We start from the raw sequence: 21567 nt of genomic DNA, 5'->3' as shown, positions 1-21567 counted from the left end.
TTAAATTTTTGGCACGAAATTGTGAATAGGATTATCAAATTTGTAACAATGGACACCATCATCAAAAGTAAAAATAACAAAAAAAAGTATCTAACAATTACCCTTCCTATTCTTTTGATAATAGGATATTTTATATACTCGTCTTTAACTAAAGAACGAACATTAAATGTTAAAAAAAACGAGATAACAATAAAGGCGGTCGAAAATAATTTTTTTGAAGACTTTATTGTTTTTCAAGCAAAAGTTGAGCCTAAAAACACCATGTTAATCAATATTATTGAAGGTGGAGCTGTTCAAGAAATATATGTCGAAAACGGAGACTTAATTAATAAAGGACAACCATTAGCACGATTGTATAATCCGAATTCTGAGTTGAATTATATGCAACAAGAAACCGCTATAATTGAACAAATTAATAATTTGAATAAAGGGAAATTAGATTTAAGAAATCAAGAACTAAATTTAGAAAAAGATTTAGTGGCCATTACGCACGATTATTTAGACGCGAAAAATCAATTTGATTTGAATAAAAAGCTTTTTGAACAAGAAATTGTTTCTAAAAACGAATGGGAAAAAATACAGGAAAATTATCGTTTTCAACAAGAAAGAATGACCATTATAAAAAAAAGTATAACAAAAGAAAAACAAGCGAATCAAATTCAAATTAATCAGCTCAACCAATCTATTACATTTATGGATAAAAGCTTAGGCATTTTGAGGAATAACAAAAATAATTTTCTTGTAACAGCTCCTATTTCTGGGAGATTATCCTCGTTCGAGCCTACATTAGGACAGAATTTTACACAAGGTGTAAGCATCGGTAAATTAGACGATATGCAAGGATACAAATTGATAGCCGAAGTTGATGAATATTATCTAAATAGAGTTTCGATAGGACAAAAAGGTGTTGTTGATTTTAACGAAAAATCCATTAATGTAATAATTTCAAAAATAATTCCCGAAGTTAAAAATGGTAGATTTCAAGTTGAGTTAAATTTTATAAATGACAAAAAATTGGATTTAAAACAAGGGATTTCATTTGGAGTTCGAATCAATTTGTCTGAAAAAATAAAGTCACTTGTATTACCCAAAGGAAGTTTTAGCCAAGAAACTTCTGGTAAATGGATTTTTGTATTAAAAGATAATAAAGCTGTAAGGAGAGAAATAAAAATAGGACGTGAAAACCCACTTTATTTTGAAGTTTTAGGAGGTTTAAAATCTGGAGACCTAGTAATTACTTCTTCTTATGCAGATTATAAAGACATCCAAATACTAAATATAGAAAAATAAACAATAACCACTAAATTATAGAACATGATAAACATCCAAAATCTTTCTAAAATCTTCAGAACAGAGGAAATTGAAACTAAAGCATTGAATGAAGTTTCACTTACAATTCACCAAGGTGAATTTATTAGTATTATGGGACCCTCAGGTAGTGGAAAATCAACTTTACTCAATATTGTTGGATTATTAGACACTGCGTCCAGTGGGAGTTACCATCTATTGGACAAAGAAATAATGGGGTTAAAAGAGCAAGAAAAAGCAAAAGTTAGAAAACATAATATTGGTTTCATTTTTCAGAATTTCAATCTCATTGATGAACTTTCTGTATATGACAACATTGAATTGCCTTTGATATATAGTGGTATTCCTACATCTCAAAGAAAGGAAAAAGTAGAAATGATAGCTGAGCGATTAGGACTTTCGCACCGCTTGAGACATTTCCCACAACAATTATCAGGAGGTCAGCAACAACGTGTTGCAGTTGCAAGGGCATTAATTAATGACCCGAAAATAATTCTTGCTGATGAGCCTACGGGTAATCTGGATAGCAAAAATGGAAATGAAGTAATGGAACTATTAACAGATTTACACGCTCAAGGAAGTACCATTTTGATGGTAACCCATTCCGATTATGACGCTTCCTTTTCACAAAAAACTATTCTCATGAAAGATGGAATAATACTTTCAGAAAAAAATAACAGCCGAAATGTAGATATACTCGTGGTATAATAAAAATAGGTTTAATAAAAAAACAAAAAAGATGATACGAATTATAAATTACACCATTTTGCTCTTGGTTTCTTTACTAACCAAAGCACAAGTTACAGAAAACAGAACGATTGGAAATTTTACTAAAATTAAAGTTTCTCAAGGTATAGAAGTATTTTTTACTCAAGGTGAATTAAAACCCTTGCAAATTGAAACTGATAATAAAGAAAACCTAACATATTTAAAAACCGAATTAGAAGGGAATACATTAAAACTATTTATTGATTCAAAAAATGTCTCCAAAGAGATCGGAACACAACAAAAAAGAAAAAAAAACAAGTACAATTCAGTCAATTTTGAATTTATAAAAATAGTAGTCACAGCGCCCAATGTAAACGAATTTTTAGCTTCATCCTCTGGATCTATTCAATTTGAAAATGAAATTGTCAACAATGAAATAAAACTAAAAACAAGTTCTAGCGGCAGTATTATAGGAAATGTCAATTCTAAAAATGTAATTATAGAAGCATCATCAAGTGGAGAAATTATTTCAAAATTGAAAGCTGACAAAGTAGAAACAAAAATTAGCAGCGCAGGCGAAGTTACACTTTCTGGAACAGCAACTACAGCAGAAATAGAAGCTTCTAGTAGTGGCGATGTCAAAGCAAAAGAGTTAGATGTAATTAATGCTTTTGTTTCTGCAAGCAGTGCAGGAAATATTGAATTTACTGTTTTAGAAACCTTAGACGCTAAAGCCTCTTCTTACGGAAAAATTTGGTATTATGGAAATCCTACTAAAGTGTATATAGAAACCAGTTCATCTGGTAAGATCACCAAAAAATAAATCAAAGATTATATAATTAATTTATTAAAACCAGCTCACTCCAGCTGTTCCCTTTTTTGGGGTTAGGGGGCTATTATGCTAAAAAATTGGATCAATATATTTTTATTTCACATCAAAAACAACAAGCTTTTTACTGCTTTGAACGTTTTAGGTTTGAGCATCGGGATTGCGGGATTGATTTTTGCCATCTTATATTGGAATGACGAACAAAGTTATGATCAATGGAATCCTGAGAAAGAGAAAGTATTTACTGTTCTTTCTGATATTGGGAAGGATGTAATTTGGTCAACTAATCCTGGTGCGCTTGAGCCATATTTAAAATCGGATTCGAGGATAGAAAATGTGGTATATCACGACTGGTATCAAGCTGAAGTGTTTAAGTACAAAGGCAAAACGCATGTAATTAATAAAACATTTAATACACAAAATGATTTTTTTGAATTATTCCCGTTTGAGACCCTACAAGGAAATATAGAAACTGCTTTGTCTAAAGAAAATAGCGTAGCTATGAATGAAAAGACAGCGCAGAAATTTTTTGGAAAAGAAAATCCTATAGGGAAACAAATTATTCATAATAAAAGAATAGTAACAGTTACAGCCATTTATTCAATACCTGGAAATTCATCAATTGCTCCCAATATTATTATTAATAACATGAAAAGTAGCATTGATGAAAACAAACGACAATGGGGAAGTTTCAGCTTTCCAATAATGATAAAACTTAAAAACCCCAATGATAAAGCTGCAATTGAAAAAAAACTAAATGATCTATATTATCAAAATAAAACCGTTAAAGAGTCTAAATCTGAAGGGATATCAATTAAAGAGTATATCAACACCTATGGTTCAATAACTTCAATTTTAGATCCATTAAGCACCATTAGATTACATTCAATAACTAATGGGATGCCCGAAGGTAAAGGAAACTACCAATTCTTAATGATAATGGTGGGGTTATCGATTTTGATATTAATTCTTTCAATAGTTAATTATATCAATTTGGCTACTGCCAATGCCATAAAAAGAGCCAAAGAAGTTGGTGTTAGGAAAATTATTGGTGCTACAAGATCAAATATTATACTTCAATTTATATTTGAAACTGTTTTAACTACACTCTTTTCAATACTATTAGCCTTGGTAATTGTGGAACTTTCATTACCATATTACAATAATTTTCTAGGTAAAAATTTAATAATTTTCGGTAATCAATTTTATGTTCAATTGATTATTATTTTTATAATGACAGTGGTTGTAGCGGGTATATTTCCCGCAGTATATGTTGCTAATTTTGAAACCCTAAAAGTGATCAAAGGTAATTTTGGGAGAAGTAAAAGTGGCGTTTGGATTCGTAATGGGATGTTAATTGTTCAATTTGCGATTGCCTCGTTTTTTATAATTGGATCATATATTGTGTATCAACAAGTAAATTATTTAGCCAACAAAGATTTAGGATTTGTACCAACTCGTATCATTTCTGTGTATTGGGATAAACAGAATGTCGATTTCAGTAATGAAAATTATTCAAAAATCATTTTTAATAATTACACAAGATTAACTTCGGAACTAAATAAAATTAAAGGAGTTCAAGGAGTCTCAACCGGAACATTCAGATTTGGCGGCGGAAATGATAGTAGTAGTAGTTTTTCTTATAATAGCCAATCCATTCAAGCTCAAAATCTTGGTATAGATTTCAATATGCTCGATATGATGCAAATTAAAATTAAAGAAGGAAGAAACATCTCTGCGAATTTTGCTTCAGATACCATTAGTGCAGTACTAATTAATGAAACGGCTTTAAGAATGATGAATGAAAAAAATCCTATTGGTAAGGTAATCGATTGGAATTCTGAAAAATTAAAAATAATTGGGATTGTAAAAGACTTTAATCTATTTAGTCCACAATCCAAAGTACCTCCGATGGTTTTCTTTCACTTAAAAACGATTGACTGGTTAATTGGGAATATTAATGATATATATATAAAAATTGACACAGAAAATTCAGATCAAACCCTAGCAGATATTGAAAAAGTATGGAAAAAAAATGTGGAATCTGAATTCCCTTTTGAATATGAATTCTTGGATAAGTCTTTTGCTAGAACTTATGAATCGTATGTGAAACAAAAAAACCTGTTTTCGTTATTAAATGTAGTTGTAATTCTTATTGCAATTTTTGGCTTGTTTTCTTTAGCTTCTTTTTCAATTCAAAGGCGCATGAAAGAAATAGCAATTCGAAAAACACTAGGTGCGGAAACTAATGTTTTACTAAAAGAATTGTCGAAACAATATATTATATTTTGTGTAGTAGGCTTCCTAATAGCAGTGTTTCCAGTTTATTATTTATTGAGTAAGTGGCTTGAGAATTTTGCCTACCGAATTGAGATTACCGTACTCCCGTTTATTATAGGATTTTTGATTTTATTATTGTTTACATTAATTGTGGTATTATTTCGAGCTTATCAAGCTACCAAAGTAGATGTTCTCAAATATTTGAAATATGAATAAAAACAACATCATTATTATTTTATTAATTGGATTTAGTCATCTTGCAATTGGCCAAGTAAATACTTGGTCGGTGCAAGAATGTATGGACAAAGCATTGGAAAATAATATCGAAATTAAAATACGTCAACTCGAAGTAAAAAGAGTCCAGAAATCACATAATTCATTTTTAAATCAACTCTTGCCATCAGTTAATTTATTTGGTGATCAAAGTTATAATTTTGGTTCCACCATAGATCCTTCAACTAATGGGAGAGTAAGTTCGAATATTCAATTCGATAACTTTTATATTAATACTAAAATGAATTTGATTGATTTCGGTATGTTTTTTACCGTTCAAAAAGAAAAAATTGATATTGAAAAAGCAAAAGCTGAAAAAGAAATTATCGAAAATGAGTATAAATTGCAAGTTTTAGAAAGTTTTTATCAGGCACTTTTTACCCAAGAATTACTTACCATTCAAAAATTGCAACTCGATAACGCACTATTCAATTTGAATAGAATTCGAAAAGAAGTAGCTCTGGGAAGCAAACCAAAAAGTGATTTATATGATATGCAACTCAGTTTTTCACAAGAAGAAAAACGAATTGTAGAGACCGAACAACTTTCTAAAATTCAAAAAATGCAATTGTTTCAGTTAATGAACTTTCTCCAAATAAATCCATCAGAAGTAACTTTAGAGACAAATTTAATTGATGAAAAAGCATATGAAAATAATTCAGAATGGAATAACCCTAAAATTAAATTAGCCGAATTGAATTTCAAAAGTAATTTAAAATGGACTTCTATTCAACGTGCCAATAAATTACCCAGTCTAACTGCTTATTACTCTCTTTCAACGTTCTTTTACAAACCTATTGGTGAAACAAATAACAACTTAATTAGTTTTAGAAGTCAATTGGAAAACAACAAAAATCAACAATTTGGTATCCAAATGGCTGTGCCCATTTTTAATGGATTTAGAACAAATAAAAAAATAGCGACATCCAAAATTGAAACCGAAAAAAGTAAATTGATATTAGAACAAGAAGAACAAAAATTAAATAAACAACTTGCTTTAGAGGTTAGTAACAAAGAAAACTATGTGCAAATTCAACAGCGATTGATAGAAATGTTAGTTTTTGCCAAAGCATCATTTGCAACCACTCAAGCTAAATTTAGTACAGGAAAAATAGATGCACTCACCTTTGCATCAATAAAAAATGCAGTCATTTCTAGTGAATACGATTTACTTAAAAACAAACTGCAATTGCAATATGTCGATTTAAAAATCAGTTTAATTAAAAATAATAAATTATGATTTTAAAATAAATAAGATGTATTAAATAGATAGTTTTTAAAAAAAACTATGTTCATAGAAATGAATTTAAGATCTTGAGTTAAAAATTTGATAACAATAAAATAGTTTCTTTTAATTAAAGTAGTATATAAACCTTCCTAAATAACAAACTTACATTCAATACGAGTCCCCTGCCCTACAGCACTTTCAATACGAAAATCAGCCTTAACCAATCGAGCCCTATCCCGCATATTCTTAAGTCCAATTCCAGAAGAAGCGGTAGCCAAATCAAAACCTTTTCCTGTATCACTTACAGTCAGTAATAATGAACTAGCATCAGCTTGACCAATAGTAATATGACAGTCGGTTGCTGCGGCATATTTAACCACATTAGACAAGGCCTCTTGTACCATTCTGTAGAGCGTAATTTTTACCAAACCGGAAACTGCCTCCCAATCAATCCCAGCAGCACAATCCAAATGCAAATTCGTTTGGGTCGTTGCGCTAAGCTGTTGTACGCATTGTGCCAACAAGACAGGATAATCAAAGTGCGAAGCCACAACATCAGTATGCAAATCATGAGAAATCGCTCTAATATCCTGCTCAATAGTCTGTAGGACGTCTATTTGTTCCAATCGTTTGACCTCAACATCTGGAATAGAGGGAGAATTAAGCATGCCCAACTGCAATCGGGTGCCGTACAATTTATTCATCACATTATCGTGCAACTCCCTCGAAATCCGATTCTGCTCCTCTTCCCTAGCGCTATTGAGCGCAACTTGCGAAGAACGCATCAAATCAAACAACTCCAACTCGGCCGCTTGCAATTGCTTTCTGTAGGCAATCTCTTTACGCTGGCCTATCACATAACGAACACCCAAAGCAGCCACCAAAACCACCACGCCAAAAATCAAATACAAATTCTTACTGCTCAATTCTTTATTCGCATCCTCCACCACAGCGGTTTCGTATTCAATGCGAGCGTACTTGTTTCTGTTTTTGCGTTGGACAACAGCAAGACTATCCGTTAGCCGAATAATCTTTCCTTTATAATAGGAATCACGTTGAGGTTCCGCTTTTGAGAGTAAATCATAAACTAATTTCAATTCATTACTCGCTTTGATCTTATTCTCTAAAACCAATGCCCTATTCAAATAATCTCGTGATTTTGTAGTGTCTTTAACTTTTAAATAATATTCAGCAAGATTTATAATTTTATATAAAACATTACTCTCTGTATCATTTTTTAATGAAATGTTATAGGCTTTTAATAATAAGGGCTTGGCATTTTTTAAATCACCACTTTTCATTTTTGAATAACCAAGATTGCCTAACACATTGGCATAATCACTAGGCCATTTTTTTGCAATACCATCATTTAAAACAGAGTTTAATTCTTTTACTGATTTATCAAACTCATTTCTTTTATCATAAACATTAGCAATATTTACAGATAAAGTGAGTTTATATTTAAAAGTATTAGATGTTTTTAATAGTTTTAATTCATTTTTAGCATAACCAAAGTATTTAAGTGCATTTTCATTATCATCCAATCTCTCGAGTGTACAGCCCATCATATTGTAAACAGTATACAATAACTCATGGTTAGAACTATACTTCAAAAATTGAAGAGAATTTGAAAATTCAATTTCACTTTCAGTATAGTTTCCTTCATAAAATAAAATATACCCTTTATTAAAAAGCATTTTACCTATTAATTCATCGTTTCCTAATATTTGATATAACTTTTCTGCTTTTCTATAATAATAGAATGCACTGTCTTTATGATCTTGTTCATACGCATCTCCAATGTAATTATAAGATTTTGCAATTGACAAAGTATCATGGAGCGAATTAGATATTAACAACGCTTTTCTACTAACATCAAGAGATTTAAAATTTTGATTGAGATAATAATACTCGGTTGACAAATCAAAGAGATAATTTACAGAGGAAACTGTTTGAGGCAATTCAATTATAGAGTTATTTAAAGAATCTAAAAAAGTAATTTTTTTATCAACATCAAAGGCAATGTATTGAGGTGTCTGAAAAATAGTTGTGCTTAAAGAATTATTTTCTCTTTTGGAACAAGAGAAGAACAGAATAAATAAAATTAAATTTATTAGTTTTTTCAATGATTTTTATTTCAAAAATAAACAAAAAAGACTACGCATAAACATAGTCTTTTTTAATTATCTTAATTTTGGAGTATTTGGCTGCCTATCATCCGCAGCAACCTCCGAACTCACATTCGTTGGCTTGACCACGGTCTTTTCAGCACTAGCTGCTGGGTCTCCAGGTAAAGAATCCGCTGTACACGATTGTAAAACAATACTAAAAACAAACAATAAAATAAATTTCGATACAATTGGGGTTTTCATAATAAATCATTTTTAAGGATTAGAAATAACATCCTAGCCAAGCCTTCTGGGCGCAGCGATTCAATTGATTATTCTGAAAAGAAGGGCGGTCATTCTCAGAGCCGTTTTTAGCATCCTTACCCTACGCTAAAAACAACCACTAAAGCTTTAATTCCATTGATTGGATAAGCCAAATATACCAAGTGCATGCAGTAAAAAAAACGAAATAAACCCCTGATTAGCAACTGCTAAACCAACTGTAGTAACTCAACCGCTTTTGCGAGTAACTGACAAAATGGGTTCAGGAAATCCGAATGATAATCGTATCTATAGCTTCTTTATAGGTTCTGGAAAAAGGTAAGGCAATCTCATTGTTCAACAGATAGCACTGGTTTTTACCCAAGTTAATCCGACTTACATGACCCACATTAATAACGTAGCTGTGGTGAATTCGAAAGAAATAAAAAGGTAACAATTGCTCAAAATGTTTCAAGGTCTTAAAAGCCGTAATGACCTTTCCGGATTGCAAATAAAAATCGGTCGTATTATTATCGGCTTTCAAATAGACAATATCCCGCGTGGTAATAAAATGGTAATCACCATTGGATTTGATAGCAATTTTATCGGCATACAAAGCCTGGTGGGTCTTTTGAAAACGAAACAAGCATTTGCGCAACTCATTCGGGTCTACTGGATGCAACAAATAGCCATACACGCCCCGCTGATAGGCATCAAATGCTTGTTCTTTCGAACTACTCAAAACGATTATAGTAGGCATTACATCCAAAAACTCATGCAATTCACTCAATAAAGAAAGTCGTATTGCGTCTTCATCTGGAGTAGACAATCCGTCTAGGTGCATAAAAACAACATCGGGCTTCAATTCCAATATTTTATTGATGCCCTCGGTTCGATTGGCACAAACGGCCACACACAAAAAAGCATCGTGCGCTTTAATCAATTCTAATGTAGGCTCAATGACTTGGGATCCATCAATAAGTACATACGAAAATTGCATTTTTGTTTGCAATGTAAATAGGCTTTAAAACCTAATTTTACGGTTAAACCGTAATCTTTTCAATATTTTTTGATTAGGTTTGGAACGTTTTAGTTCCCAAATCTAAATCATTCGCGAACCAAACCATTGTATAATGAACATTCTTATTGTAGACGACCATCCGCTCATTGTAGACAGTTATGTGGCACTTTTATCCGCAATCGAAAGCAACAAGAATTCCAACTTTCATTTGGCTTACAATTGCAAAGAAGCCTATGACAAAGTAAACGCACTAAAGGCTAGCGAAATACCTTTAGACATAGCTTTTATTGATGTAAGTCTGCCTCCATACGAAGAAATGAACCTACGATCGGGTGATGAAATTGGAAGCCTGGTACAAAAACAATTTCCCAACTGTAGCATCATTATCATTTCGATGCACAGCGAACCTGTTTGGGTCAACCGAATTGTAAAAACACTCAATCCAATAGGTTTTATTTCAAAAAACGATATCAATTACAGAAGCTTCCCTACTATTATGGAAGCCATCTTAAAGAAAGAAACCTTTTACACCACATCCATTATGGAAGCGCAAAAGGAGTTTGTCGTTAAAAATATTCATTGGGACGAACACGATAGCAAAATAGTACAATTGATAGCCGAAGGACTCAAAACCAAAGATTTAGTAAATTACATTCCCCTTTCCCTGAGTACAATTGAAAAAAGAAAAGCCAACTTAAAAAGGCAACTCATCTTTGAAGGAGGCTCCGATGCCGAACTCATTGAACGCGTTAAAAAAATGGGATTACTAAGCAGTCTTAGTTAATTTCAAGTACATATAAACCTATATAGATTTCACTCCACAAGTGCAGTATTTATTATTAATCTTAATTGAAAAAATCCAAACCGTACTCTTTAGATCCCCACCATGAATAAACCGTAAAAACAACCTTGAAAACCCGTAAAATTAAATTAAAAAACGAGTTTAGGTTTGTAATTGTAAATCAATGCCAATAAATCTTCTAAAAAAAATGAAAGTAGATGAAAGCATGTTTACAATCCGAATCACGCCAAGCGATATTTGGGATGTTTCAAGAAATAACACTATCAAGGTTCGTGAAAGTTTTCAATGTTCAGCCAACATAATGGCATTTAAATCAAATCGAAATAGCACTTAACCAGATAAAAAAAACTTGTAACGGGCAGAAACTCCATAGTGGAAAACAACCGCAGAAAATCTTTGACTGCCTTAACGAGCCGGAAGCTCTTGCAAAGATTCGAGCAAAAAATTATTTAGTATGAAAAAATTATTTCTAACTTTTACGTTATTATTGATTGGTAGTTTGGCTTTTGCAACTAGCTCTAATCAATCGAAATTATTAAACAATGTAGTTACAACTGTTGATACTTATTCAATTGATTCAAAATTATTAAAAGATGAATTAATTGGTACTTGTACTGTAACAGTTAGAATTTACAATGCCGATGGTGAACTCACTACAACAAAAATACATACATTTTACAATGTGGCAAGTGAATCAGAATGTCAAACTTGGTTAGATGCAGTAAGATTAAGTTACGTATTACAACAAGCATAATAACAAATTATTAATTATATTGGCATCATCAATTTAGATGCCAATATAATACTAACTAGAAATTTATCACACGTGAAATACATCATTTTTACACTTTTTTTTCTTCAATCCGCTTTTGGACAAAATAATATAGAAATTAATTATATAATCAAATACAATACAGAAATATACAATGAAAAAAATGGAACCTTATTATTAGATTTAAAACAAAAAAAATCAGTTTTTAATATTTCTAAAAGTAATCTAAAATCAGATTTTCAACAAGAAGCTAATCAAATAAATGTAATTCAGAAAGATGTAGAACGTTATATTATAACTGACTTCAAAAATGATTCATTAATTTTTAAAGAAAAAATCAATAACGAAACTTATATTGTTTTTGAAAATGTTCCAAAAATAAAATGGGAACTCAAATCAGAAATAACAAAAAAAATTGATAATTATATTTGTTACAAAGCAACTACAAATTTTAGAGGTCGAAATTACACAGCTTGGTACTCTCTAGAATATCCAATTCAAATGGGACCATGGAAATTTAATGGTTTGCCTGGATTAATTATGGAAATATATGATGATACAAATAGATATTATTGGGGAGTAACTCAAATAAAGTTTACAAATAAAGAAATAATATTTCCCAATGAAATTAGTCTTTATAAAAAAATTGATTTAAAAAAATATGTTGAATTACGCTACGATAACATTATGGGTAATATTGATTCTCAATTACCAAGGGGAACAGAAACTCAAACAATAAAAGTCGAAAGAAATGGGCTTGAAATTAAATTTGAATGGGAAAATTAACATTGTTATTAATTTTAGCTTCTTTATCATTTTCTGCATATGGGCAAAACTATTTTAAAGGGACAATAATTGACGCTAAAAAAGAGCCAATAATCTCTGCCAGTGTTATTTTAAAAGATAATACTGGAAGTATCATTACATATAATTATACAGATGAACTAGGTAAATACAGTTTAAAAACTGAAAAAACAGGTCAATTGGTTTTAATTGCTTCTTCAATTGGTTTTGAACAACAAAGCAAAGAGATTAGTATTGAAAACAAAAACGAAATAAAGACAATTGATTTTATATTAACTTCAAAAGTTACAGAACTCAAAGAAATAATAATTGAATCAAAAAAACCAATTACTATAAAAAAGGATACTATCATTTTCAATGCAGATTCTTTCAAGCAAGGGAATGAACAAGTAGTAGAAGATTTACTAAAAAAAATACCCGGTTTAAATATTGACGCAAATGGCACCATCAAAGTAGGGAATCAAGAAGTTGAAAAAGTGATGATAGATGGAGATGATTTATTTGAGAAAGGATACAAAATCCTGACTAAAAACATGCCTGTTAACCCAATTGACAAGGTAGAACTATATCAAAACTATTCGAACAATAAACACCTTAAAGGTATAGAAAATAGCCAGAAAGTAGCTTTGAATTTAACATTAAAAGAAGATGCAAAACGTGTTTGGTTTGGTAATATTCAAGCGGGTAACAATTTTACAACTGAAAATAGATATGAGGTCAGAAGCAATTTAATGAATTTTGGAAAAAAAAATAAATATTACTTTCTGACAAATTTAAATAATAATGGTACAGATGCTACTGGAGATATCAATCACTTAATTCGTCCCTATCGTTTTGATGAGCCCTCAAGTTTAGGAGATAATCAAATAGCAAATACAGTATTAGGTTTGGGTTTCGAAACCCCAAATCTAAAACAAAAAAGAGTGAATCTAAACAATGCTGAAATGGTATCCTTAAATAGTATTTTTACATTATCTGAAAAGGTAAAATTAAAAGCACTTGGATTTTTTAACAATGATGAAGTTGATTTTTTTAGAAATAGTTTTCAATCGTTTTCGGTTGGAACAACAACATTTACTAATACTGAAGATTTAGTAGGTCGTAAAACACAATTTACAGGTTTTGGAAAAATCGATTTGACTTATGATATTTCAAAAACAAAAACAGTAGAATATACAGGGAAATTTAATAAAACGAATGAAAAAAATAGAAGTAATTTATTATTCAACAATGATGTATTAAATGAAAGATTAAATTCAAATAATGAATTAATTGACCAAAAAATAAATTATACCCATAAATTTAAGGATAACAAAGTTTTTTTGATTTCAGGTAGGTACATCAACGAAAAAACACCTCAAAATTATTCTGTAAATCAATCTCTTTTTAATAACATATTTACAAATAACGTTAACAACACCAAACAATTTAGCGAAAATAAAATGGAATTTCTTGGCGTTGAAGCACATTTGTTAAACAAAAAGAAAAACGGTGATTTACTGGAAATTAAATTTGGTAATCAATTACGAATTGATAATTTAGATACTCGTTTTGAATTGTATCAAAATGAAAATAATCTCGCTTTTCCAAATGGGTATCAAAACAATTTAATTTATACTTCAAACGATTTGTATTTGTCAGCTAAATATCGTTTTAAATTGAATAAATTTTCTTTATTAACCCAATCCGATTTTCATCAATTATACAATGAATTAGTAAATAGCAACACGAGTTCAAATCAAAATCCTTTTTTTATAATGCCTAAAATTGGCATAGAATGGAAAATTAACGACAACAATAAAATCCTTAGTTCCTATTCTTATAATACCACAAACGCAAGTGTTTTAGACGTATATTCAGGTTTTATACAAACTGGTTACCGTTCGTTTTCAAAAGGGTTAGAAGAGTTTAATCAATTGAATTCATCAAGTGCCATTTTAAATTATACTTATGGCAGTTGGGGCGACAAGTTTTTTGCTAATACTTTTCTCTTGTATTCCAAAAACAATGATTTTTTCAGTACCAATTCTATTATTGCTCAAAATTATTCACAATCTGAAAAAATAATCATCAAAGATCGTGAGTTTGTGACTTTTTCATCTAGTATTGACCGCTATTTTAAACCAATAAAATCGAACCTGAAAATCAATTTAGGAGCAACAAAGTCCAATTTTAAAAACATTGTAAATAGTTCAAATTTAAGAGAAGTAAAAAACTTTAATACTGATTATGGTTTTGAATTACGATCAGGTTTTAGAGGGTTTTTTAATTATCATATTGGATCAAAATGGAATTTCAACGAGGTTGAAACAACCATTAAAAATAGTTTTACAGACAATATGAGTTTTTTAGATTTGTCATTTATACTTAATGATAAATTTAATATTCAAGTACAATCAGAACGATACTTTTTTGGCAATTTGGACAAAAAAAACAATAAATATTATTTCTTGGATCTAGAAGCGCGTTATGTGATAAAAGATAATAAACTAACTCTTTTCTTGTCAGCTAATAATCTTTTTAACACTGAGAAATTTAGAAACTATAGTATTTCAGACATCAACATTTCTCAAACCGAATATCGATTAATGCCTAGATATGTGTTATTAAAAATGGAATATCGATTTTAAAATAGTTCTACCTCACTACATTCCCCCTTCCCTCAATACAATTGAAAAAAGAAAAGCCAACTTAAAAAGGCAACTCATCTTTGAAGGGGGCTCCGATGCCGAACTCATTGAACGCGTTAAAAAAATGGGATTACTAAGCAGTCCTATCAATACAAAACCGTAAAAAAATAGTCAAAAAACCGTAATGGAATAGTAATTATTTGTAGTAAAATTGAAGCCGTTTTACAACAGATAATCAATTGCATGCGCAATTAAGAGGTAACACAGAGAAAAAATAAAAAAGTATAAACCAGATAGCAAACATCGTAAATCGAACATCGCCCCGTAGCTTCGGGGTTGTAAATCGAACATCGTAAATCGTATATCGTAAATCAAAAATCGCCATGTCCCCACCTTAAAAAAATTATAAACCAGATAGTCATATCGTAAATCGCCCCGAAGCTTCGGGGTCATAAATCGTATATCGACTATCGCAAATCCATTTCCCTTGAATCCCAAATACGCCCCCCTATTACGCAACCTCAACGAGCAGTTGAACTTCATCGATTTAGAAATCGACAATCCCATTCAGCAGTGCGAACAAGCCATTAACGTCATTCTCAAATCCATTCATGCCGTTCGGAAAATAGTAGCCAAAGCTAATTTTAAATCAGAAGGAGAAGAAATTAAATTCTTTAAGGAAGTCAAACCGCAGTTCACTTCCAAGCTAATTTATTTCAACCAAATCTATCAAATAGAGCGAAAAAAGCCCAGTGGTGGTGATCGCATACTGAAGAAATACTACAACAACGAACTCTCCAAACTGAAAGCCTTTTTTGACAAAGAATTGGATTTCTACCAATACTTCCGTGCCGGTAATACCTATTTAGATTACCAATATTTCCTCCGAGGCAAGTTTGACATCAAACTCGCCTTAGACTCCTATTATTTCGAAACAGATCCTTCCTTTGCCACCTCCCATGATTTCAAAGTAGCCACAATCCTAGCCAATGATCTCATTCAATTGTATATCGAAAACCAACTATTGGTCCTAGAAAAAAAAGAAAGCTTAGAAAATTCACAACGCGAACCGAAAGGGAAAATAACTTGGACCAGCTCCAAAGTCGCCCTAACCGAACTCCTGTATGCATTACACACCGAAGGAGTATTCAACAATGGTGCTGCCGACCTCAAAGACATCGCCGAATACTTCGAACATATATTCGAAATCGACTTGGGACAATACCGCAGAGCCTTCCTCGAAATCAGAGCCCGCAAAAGTGAGAAAACCAAATTCATCACCAACCTCAACCACCAACTCCTCAAACGCATGGACAACCTCGACGAACTAATCTGACAACCGTAAATCGTATATCATACATCGTATATCATACATCGTATATCGTATATCGACAACCGCCATCTGAAACCTAAACATGATGCCTTACTACAAAACTCATCCGAGCTTAGAGTCCGCAGTCGAGTGTCAAATAGTCGAAGAATTAGTACAAATGAAAAGCTGTCTGAGCGCAGCGAGTTCTTTTCATTTCTAATTCAAGACTTAATTTGACCGACGAGGGCTCAAGTCTTGACCTTTTGTTTCTTTTGAAATCGAAGATTCACGAATTCCAATAAAATATAAACCCATTAGTAATCAAGACAAAATACATCAAAAATTAACTGATAAACATCAACTGAAACCTATTCATGATGCCTTACTACAAAACTCATCCGACCTTAGAGTCCGCAGTCGAGTGTCAAATATTCGCGGAATTCGTAAAATGAAAAACTGTTTGAGCGAAGCGAGTTTTTTTTCATTTAGAATTCAAGAATAAATTTGACCGACGAGGGCTCAAGTCTTGACCTTTTGTTTCTTTTGGGTCAAGCCAAAAGAAAAAAAACACCCAACCCCCACCCCGTTGTGAAACAAAACAAATCAAACACTACAATTTTGCACCATAACTAATAATTTAAATTAAATACTATGGCAATTGAAGTAATCACAAAAGAAGACCTAAACGAGTTCCGCCAATTATTAATCGCCGACCTCAGCACCCTATTAGAAATCAAACCCCAACAGCAGCAAAAAAAGTGGCTCAAATCCAATGAAGTCCGAGAGCTGTTGAACATCTCACCCGGCACACTCCAAAACCTCCGCATCAACGGCACACTGACCTACACTAGAGTCGGCGGTATTATCTTTTATGAATCCGCCCACATCGACAAACTATTAAATGGAAACAAAACCATCAACCGATAACCGATAACTGATAACTGATAACTGATAACTGATAACTGATAACTGATAACTGATAACTGATAACCGTCAATTGAAACCTAAACCCGTTTATGCACCACAAAACGCAACCGACCTTAGAGTCCGCAGTCGTGCGTCAAATAGTCGAAGAGGGCGAAAAATGAAAAGCTGTTTGAGGCTTTAGCCGAGTTTTTTTCATTTAGCCCTCGAGAATAAATTTGACCGACGAGGACTCCAAGTCTTGACCTTTTGTTTCTTTTGGGTCAAGCCAAAAGAAAGGAAAAAAGAAGAATCAGAGTTAACCCAAATCCGAGAACCAATAACAGATAACCGACAACCAATAACCAACAACTGACAACCGATAACCGACAACAGAAAATGAACTACATCAAACACCTCACCGGTTTCTTCATACAAATCGCCCATGAAGCAACCCTCAACCCAACCCACATCAGTTTGTACCTCGCCCTCTTTCAACGATGGAACATCAACCGATTCAAAAATCCCATTACCATTTCCAGAGACGAAATGATGAAAGCCAGTAAAATAGCTTCCAAGGCTACTTACCACAAATGCATCAAAGAACTGCAGCGATTGGGATTCATTGACTACCTGCCCTCCTACAATCCGTATGCGGGAACCACGGTAATTATCCACGATTTATCCAACGGTAGCAGTACCAAAAATAGGCAGCCTACTAGTCAGGTCGCTGAACAGGTTGCTGAACCCTCTATATATAGTAAACCTATACTTAAAACAAAAAGAAAACATTATAAAGAGACCACCCCAGAAAAATTGGAAATTAAGGAAGAAGAAAATGTCTTGGCAGTAGCCAAAGAGAACATCCAAAAAACACACCCGGCGCTCGAAATTGTGAAAGGATATTTCAGCAGTCAAGAAGTCTCCGAATTCGAAGCAGAACGCTTTTTCAATTACTATACCAGTAACGGATGGCTAATTGGCGGAAAAACAAAAATGAAAGACTGGCAAGCCGCCGCGCGCAATTGGATCCTCAATACCGCCAAATTCAGCAGCAGCCTCCCACCCAAAACAACAGGAGCCAACAAACCCCAGGCGCAAAACCTTCACACAACAGTAGACAAAAACTACGACGAACCACTTTAGTATTATTTGTCATACTGAACTTGTTTCAGTATCTCGAACTCGTTACAACCCATAATAAACCGAAAAAATGAAAACCCACTACGACTACCCCGAAATAATCAAATGGCTCGAACAAAAAGGAAAAACCGACTACGGTACGCAATTCCATTTCCGTGAAGCCGACCAAAACAACCTATCCAAACTCATCGCCTACTACCTCAAAGACGAAGTAGTAGCGACCCTATTTGACCTAGACCTCAGCAAAGGAATCCTCCTCACGGGACCAATCGGTTGTGGCAAAACCTCACTGATGAGCTTAATGAAATACGTCACCCACAGAGACAACCGTTTCCATTTAAAAACCTGCCGCGACATTAGTTTCGAATTCATCAAAGACGGCTACGAAGTCATTCATCGCTACAGCCGGGGCAACAACCAAGAAGGTCGCAACTACTGCTTTGACGATTTGGGAGTGGAAAAAAACTTGAAATACTTCGGTAACGAATGCAATGTCATGGCCGAAATCATCCTATCACGCTATGATCTGTTTGTGTCCAAGAAAGTGCAAACCCACATCACCACCAACCTCTCCGCCTCCGAAATAGAAAACGCCTATGGCAACCGTGTTCGCTCCCGAATGCGCGCCATGCTCAACCTCATCTCCTTCGACAAATCCACCCCCGACAAGCGGTAGTCATTGCGAGGAACGAAGCAACAAAAAAAGAAGACCAAATAGTAAACTACTTAATCCTATTTTTACTACTTTTATAATCCAAATCATTTACACCCAAATTAAAATGAACTACACCATTTCGCCCCCAAACACACCAAGCCATCCGCTTGGCAAACTTCAATTACCATTAACCGTAACGAATTGTCCGGAAAACCGTAAAATCATTCCCGACAAACTTTCTATTTTTCCAAAAACAAAATAAGACGTTTGTTATTACTCTAATGTGCTATCGCTTTTGATAGTGTATTGGGATTAATAGCATATAAAATTTTAACAGGAAAACCGAAAACTGGAACAAAGAGTAGGGCAATAAAAAAATAAAGTATGTCAGTAGAAAAAATTTTAAATGAAAGTTGGAGCGAATATGATGATAAAAAAATCAGAGATAACAGAGACCGTAGGTATTTCGCTTGTCAAGAAACATGGGAAGTAGACTATTTAATCAAAAAAATCAAAAAATATTTCCCTTTTCATAATGATACACAAATATTAAATGCAATTAAAAGCTGTTGCAATACAGTTTCAGCTCCAAGACCTAGGACTGAATTCGTTAAATGTGTCATTGAAAAATTATAACTATATGATTTTAAAAGTTATATACTCATAAAATAGTATTTAAAAAAATCACTCATCTTATAAAATTATGGCGAAAATATATCTATTAGGTCAAAAAATAGAAATGGACAAAAATGTAAGTCTATACTATGAATTAAATTATAGACTCAAAGAATTAGGACACGAAATTTTTGATGAAGAAACCGATTACGGTAAAGAACAAGAATATTCATTTAAAAAAGCAATTTTAGCTTCTGATGTAATTATTCCAATAATTACTTCATATTCATTAAAATCAAAAAATTTTTTAAATGAGCTTATCCAATTAAGAAATTATACTAGTCAGCGAAATGATAAATTATTAATTCCAATAGTAGCAGGTGAAATTAATTATGAAAACTTTCCTGAAAGTATATTAAGCATCAACTTTATTACATTAAAAAACAAACTTTCAGAAAATGAAATTAATGAAGTTGTTAAAAAAATCAACGAAGCAATAAATTCTTTTTTAGGTAAAAAGTTGGCAACTGATGAACAGGCTCAAGAAATAAAGGAAAAAATTGAAACAACTGCTCCATCTTATATTAATGAAACCCTAAGCGGATTAAATATTAGAGAGAAAAGACAAAGTAACTCTGGTCGTTTTTGGTATTGTCTAGGTTTTATTTCACTAGTTAGTGGAATTGGTATTGCGATTTGGTTTTCAAATACTACTTTAAGTGTATTCAAAGAACAGGAAAATTGGAGTTTAACAACTTTTTATGCCTTGAAGAGTGTTTTTATTATAATACTCTTAATAGCAGCTTCAAAATACTCTTTCACGCTAGGAAAATCCTATATGAGTGAATCATTAAAAATTGCAGACAGAATCCACGCAATTTCTTTTGGAAAATTTTATCTACAAGTTTTTAATGACAAAATTAATCCCGATGAAATCAAAGAGATATTCAGAGATTGGAATATTAATAATCAATTGAATAATTTCTCAAATCAATCTTCATCAGATTACGACCCAAAAATTATTGAAAGAAGTATTGAACTCATAGATAAAGTAAGAAATATTGGGGGTAAATAAAAGTCTCATGACTTTATAACTATATTATAAGACTAGTCAGTAACTAACTTAAAAAAATAACCCTATGACCATACAAGTAATCAAACCAGGACCAAAAAGAACTGCAACGCCAACAGGAACACCTGCAAAATCAACAACAAAAAAATAGAATTAATAAACTGCTAGCAATACTTAAAAAAGGAATATCACATCAATGATATTAAAAAATAGCGGTAATTATTCCAAACAAATCAATTAAAAGAGACATATGGCTAAAAAAAATCAACCACGGGAAAAGACCCAAACAAAAAAAACTGATTCTTCACCCGGAAAATCTCTAAAACCTAGCATTAATATTAAACTCGGGAGAACTGGAGGTCCAAACTCACCTAAAGATGGCAAGTGATCATATAAAAAAACCGCTCAAAGAGTGGTTAAACGATTTTAACGACGCGACTAGTAAAATAAGTGAACTAGTAAGAAATTTTGCATTTGCTGCAATTGGAATTATTTGGATTTTTAAAAGTGCAGATTTGGCCAAAAACATTATTCCAACAGATTTAATTATTCCGCTCAAATTTGTTGTTATTGGTTTATCGTTGGATTTGTTCCAATACATTTGGAAAGCAATAAATGTTTATATTTTTTATAGTGTATATGAGTGTCGATATGATAAAGGTATATTAAACGACAACGATATATCTGATGTTAAATTTCCAATTTACATTGAGATTTTTTCTTGGCTATTTTTCATTTCAAAAATAATATTCATTGTATTGGCATACTGTAATATTTATATTTTCTTAATATCAAGAATAGGGTCGTAACTACCGCTAATCTAGATTGCGCGGATTTGTAATC

20 protein-coding genes are annotated in these 21567 nt (G+C 32.2%); 17 read left to right on the top strand and 3 right to left on the bottom strand.

All coding sequences use genetic code 11. The annotated features are described in order from the left end of the window. Window positions 1-48: 48 nt before the first annotated feature. The 5 genes from LPC20_RS07435 (at window position 49) to LPC20_RS07415 (ending at window position 6638) form a co-directional block, all read left to right on the top strand. The gene (locus tag LPC20_RS07435) at window positions 49-1290 is read left to right on the top strand and encodes an efflux RND transporter periplasmic adaptor subunit (RefSeq protein WP_229324035.1); all 1242 of its coding nucleotides are present in this window, start codon (window positions 49-51) and stop codon (window positions 1288-1290) included. A 24-nt stretch (window positions 1291-1314) separates the two neighbouring features. Beyond that, entirely contained in the window at window positions 1315-2016 is a 702-nt protein-coding gene (locus LPC20_RS07430; RefSeq protein ID WP_229324033.1) for an ABC transporter ATP-binding protein, read from the top strand. 31 nt (window positions 2017-2047) lie between these two features. Next, window positions 2048-2839, top strand: coding sequence for a head GIN domain-containing protein (locus LPC20_RS07425; protein ID WP_229324031.1), 792 nt, complete (start codon window positions 2048-2050; stop codon window positions 2837-2839). A 138-nt stretch (window positions 2840-2977) separates the two neighbouring features. Next, window positions 2978-5341 (top strand): ABC transporter permease, encoded by a 2364-nt coding sequence (locus LPC20_RS07420; protein WP_338083175.1) that lies wholly within the window; start codon window positions 2978-2980, stop codon window positions 5339-5341. Then, window positions 5334-6638 (top strand): TolC family protein, encoded by a 1305-nt coding sequence (locus LPC20_RS07415; RefSeq protein WP_229324027.1) that lies wholly within the window; start codon window positions 5334-5336, stop codon window positions 6636-6638. The genes LPC20_RS07420 and LPC20_RS07415 overlap by 8 nt, the downstream gene beginning before the upstream one ends. A gap of 137 nt (window positions 6639-6775) precedes the next feature. Here LPC20_RS07415 and LPC20_RS07410 read toward each other — a convergent pair whose 3' ends face one another. The 3 genes from LPC20_RS07410 to LPC20_RS07400 form a co-directional block, all read right to left on the bottom strand. Beyond that, on the bottom strand, window positions 6776-8752 hold the full coding sequence (locus tag LPC20_RS07410; protein WP_229324025.1) for a tetratricopeptide repeat-containing sensor histidine kinase: 1977 nt from the start codon (window positions 8750-8752) through the stop codon (window positions 6776-6778). 57 nt (window positions 8753-8809) lie between these two features. Further along, the gene (locus tag LPC20_RS07405) at window positions 8810-8998 is read right to left on the bottom strand and encodes a hypothetical protein (protein WP_229324023.1); all 189 of its coding nucleotides are present in this window, start codon (window positions 8996-8998) and stop codon (window positions 8810-8812) included. Between the two features lie 280 nt (window positions 8999-9278). Then, window positions 9279-9995, bottom strand: coding sequence for a LytR/AlgR family response regulator transcription factor (locus LPC20_RS07400; protein WP_229324020.1), 717 nt, complete (start codon window positions 9993-9995; stop codon window positions 9279-9281). Window positions 9996-10128: 133 nt separating this feature from the next. On the opposite strand from LPC20_RS07400, the gene LPC20_RS07395 reads away from it, so the two are divergent. From LPC20_RS07395 to LPC20_RS07340, 12 genes are all read left to right on the top strand, one after another. After that, complete coding sequence (locus LPC20_RS07395; RefSeq protein ID WP_229324018.1) at window positions 10129-10800, top strand: response regulator; 672 nt, start codon at window positions 10129-10131, stop codon at window positions 10798-10800. A 205-nt stretch (window positions 10801-11005) separates the two neighbouring features. Then, window positions 11006-11152, top strand: coding sequence for a hypothetical protein (locus LPC20_RS07390; RefSeq protein ID WP_229324016.1), 147 nt, complete (start codon window positions 11006-11008; stop codon window positions 11150-11152). A gap of 120 nt (window positions 11153-11272) precedes the next feature. After that, window positions 11273-11572, top strand: a complete 300-nt coding sequence (locus LPC20_RS07385; protein ID WP_229324014.1) for a hypothetical protein — start codon at window positions 11273-11275, stop codon at window positions 11570-11572. A 72-nt stretch (window positions 11573-11644) separates the two neighbouring features. Then, entirely contained in the window at window positions 11645-12376 is a 732-nt protein-coding gene (locus tag LPC20_RS07380; RefSeq protein ID WP_229324012.1) for a GLPGLI family protein, read from the top strand. Beyond that, a complete protein-coding gene (locus tag LPC20_RS07375; protein WP_229324010.1) occupies window positions 12364-15024 on the top strand; it encodes a TonB-dependent receptor in 2661 nt (886 codons plus the stop codon). The genes LPC20_RS07380 and LPC20_RS07375 overlap by 13 nt, the downstream gene beginning before the upstream one ends. A gap of 487 nt (window positions 15025-15511) precedes the next feature. After that, the gene (locus LPC20_RS07370; RefSeq protein ID WP_229324008.1) at window positions 15512-16360 is read left to right on the top strand and encodes an RteC domain-containing protein; all 849 of its coding nucleotides are present in this window, start codon (window positions 15512-15514) and stop codon (window positions 16358-16360) included. A 627-nt stretch (window positions 16361-16987) separates the two neighbouring features. Continuing rightward, a complete protein-coding gene (locus tag LPC20_RS07365) occupies window positions 16988-17263 on the top strand; it encodes a helix-turn-helix domain-containing protein (RefSeq protein ID WP_229324006.1) in 276 nt (91 codons plus the stop codon). 453 nt (window positions 17264-17716) lie between these two features. Then, window positions 17717-18385, top strand: a complete 669-nt coding sequence (locus tag LPC20_RS07360; RefSeq protein ID WP_229324004.1) for a transcriptional regulator — start codon at window positions 17717-17719, stop codon at window positions 18383-18385. Between the two features lie 67 nt (window positions 18386-18452). Continuing rightward, window positions 18453-19058: a P-loop NTPase family protein gene (locus LPC20_RS07355; protein ID WP_229324002.1), complete on the top strand. Its 606-nt coding sequence runs from the start codon at window positions 18453-18455 to the stop codon at window positions 19056-19058. 363 nt (window positions 19059-19421) lie between these two features. Beyond that, window positions 19422-19673 (top strand): hypothetical protein, encoded by a 252-nt coding sequence (locus tag LPC20_RS07350; RefSeq protein ID WP_229324000.1) that lies wholly within the window; start codon window positions 19422-19424, stop codon window positions 19671-19673. Between the two features lie 103 nt (window positions 19674-19776). Beyond that, entirely contained in the window at window positions 19777-20727 is a 951-nt protein-coding gene (locus tag LPC20_RS07345; protein ID WP_229323998.1) for a hypothetical protein, read from the top strand. Between the two features lie 374 nt (window positions 20728-21101). Beyond that, the gene (locus LPC20_RS07340; RefSeq protein WP_229323996.1) at window positions 21102-21533 is read left to right on the top strand and encodes a hypothetical protein; all 432 of its coding nucleotides are present in this window, start codon (window positions 21102-21104) and stop codon (window positions 21531-21533) included. Window positions 21534-21567: the final 34 nt, after the last annotated feature.

This window comes from Flavobacterium ammonificans, assembly GCF_020886115.1.
GTDB lineage: Bacteria > Bacteroidota > Bacteroidia > Flavobacteriales > Flavobacteriaceae > Flavobacterium > Flavobacterium ammonificans.
The sequence above is the reverse complement of the archived record's forward strand: the minus strand, read 5'-3'. Positions and strand labels throughout refer to the sequence as shown.

Coding starts and splice junctions, on each gene's coding strand:
- LPC20_RS07375 (WP_229324010.1), top strand. CDS start 12,364: ATGGGAAAATTAACATTGTTATTAATTTTAGCTTCTTTATCATTTTCT.
- LPC20_RS07395 (WP_229324018.1), top strand. CDS start 10,129: ATGAACATTCTTATTGTAGACGACCATCCGCTCATTGTAGACAGTTAT.
- LPC20_RS07390 (WP_229324016.1), top strand. CDS start 11,006: ATGAAAGTAGATGAAAGCATGTTTACAATCCGAATCACGCCAAGCGAT.
- LPC20_RS07340 (WP_229323996.1), top strand. CDS start 21,102: ATGGCAAGTGATCATATAAAAAAACCGCTCAAAGAGTGGTTAAACGAT.
- LPC20_RS07405 (WP_229324023.1), bottom strand. CDS start 8,998: ATGAAAACCCCAATTGTATCGAAATTTATTTTATTGTTTGTTTTTAGT.
- LPC20_RS07400 (WP_229324020.1), bottom strand. CDS start 9,995: ATGCAATTTTCGTATGTACTTATTGATGGATCCCAAGTCATTGAGCCT.
- LPC20_RS07365 (WP_229324006.1), top strand. CDS start 16,988: ATGGCAATTGAAGTAATCACAAAAGAAGACCTAAACGAGTTCCGCCAA.
- LPC20_RS07385 (WP_229324014.1), top strand. CDS start 11,273: ATGAAAAAATTATTTCTAACTTTTACGTTATTATTGATTGGTAGTTTG.
- LPC20_RS07345 (WP_229323998.1), top strand. CDS start 19,777: ATGGACAAAAATGTAAGTCTATACTATGAATTAAATTATAGACTCAAA.
- LPC20_RS07435 (WP_229324035.1), top strand. CDS start 49: ATGGACACCATCATCAAAAGTAAAAATAACAAAAAAAAGTATCTAACA.
- LPC20_RS07430 (WP_229324033.1), top strand. CDS start 1,315: ATGATAAACATCCAAAATCTTTCTAAAATCTTCAGAACAGAGGAAATT.
- LPC20_RS07355 (WP_229324002.1), top strand. CDS start 18,453: ATGAAAACCCACTACGACTACCCCGAAATAATCAAATGGCTCGAACAA.
- LPC20_RS07425 (WP_229324031.1), top strand. CDS start 2,048: ATGATACGAATTATAAATTACACCATTTTGCTCTTGGTTTCTTTACTA.
- LPC20_RS07350 (WP_229324000.1), top strand. CDS start 19,422: ATGTCAGTAGAAAAAATTTTAAATGAAAGTTGGAGCGAATATGATGAT.
- LPC20_RS07415 (WP_229324027.1), top strand. CDS start 5,334: ATGAATAAAAACAACATCATTATTATTTTATTAATTGGATTTAGTCAT.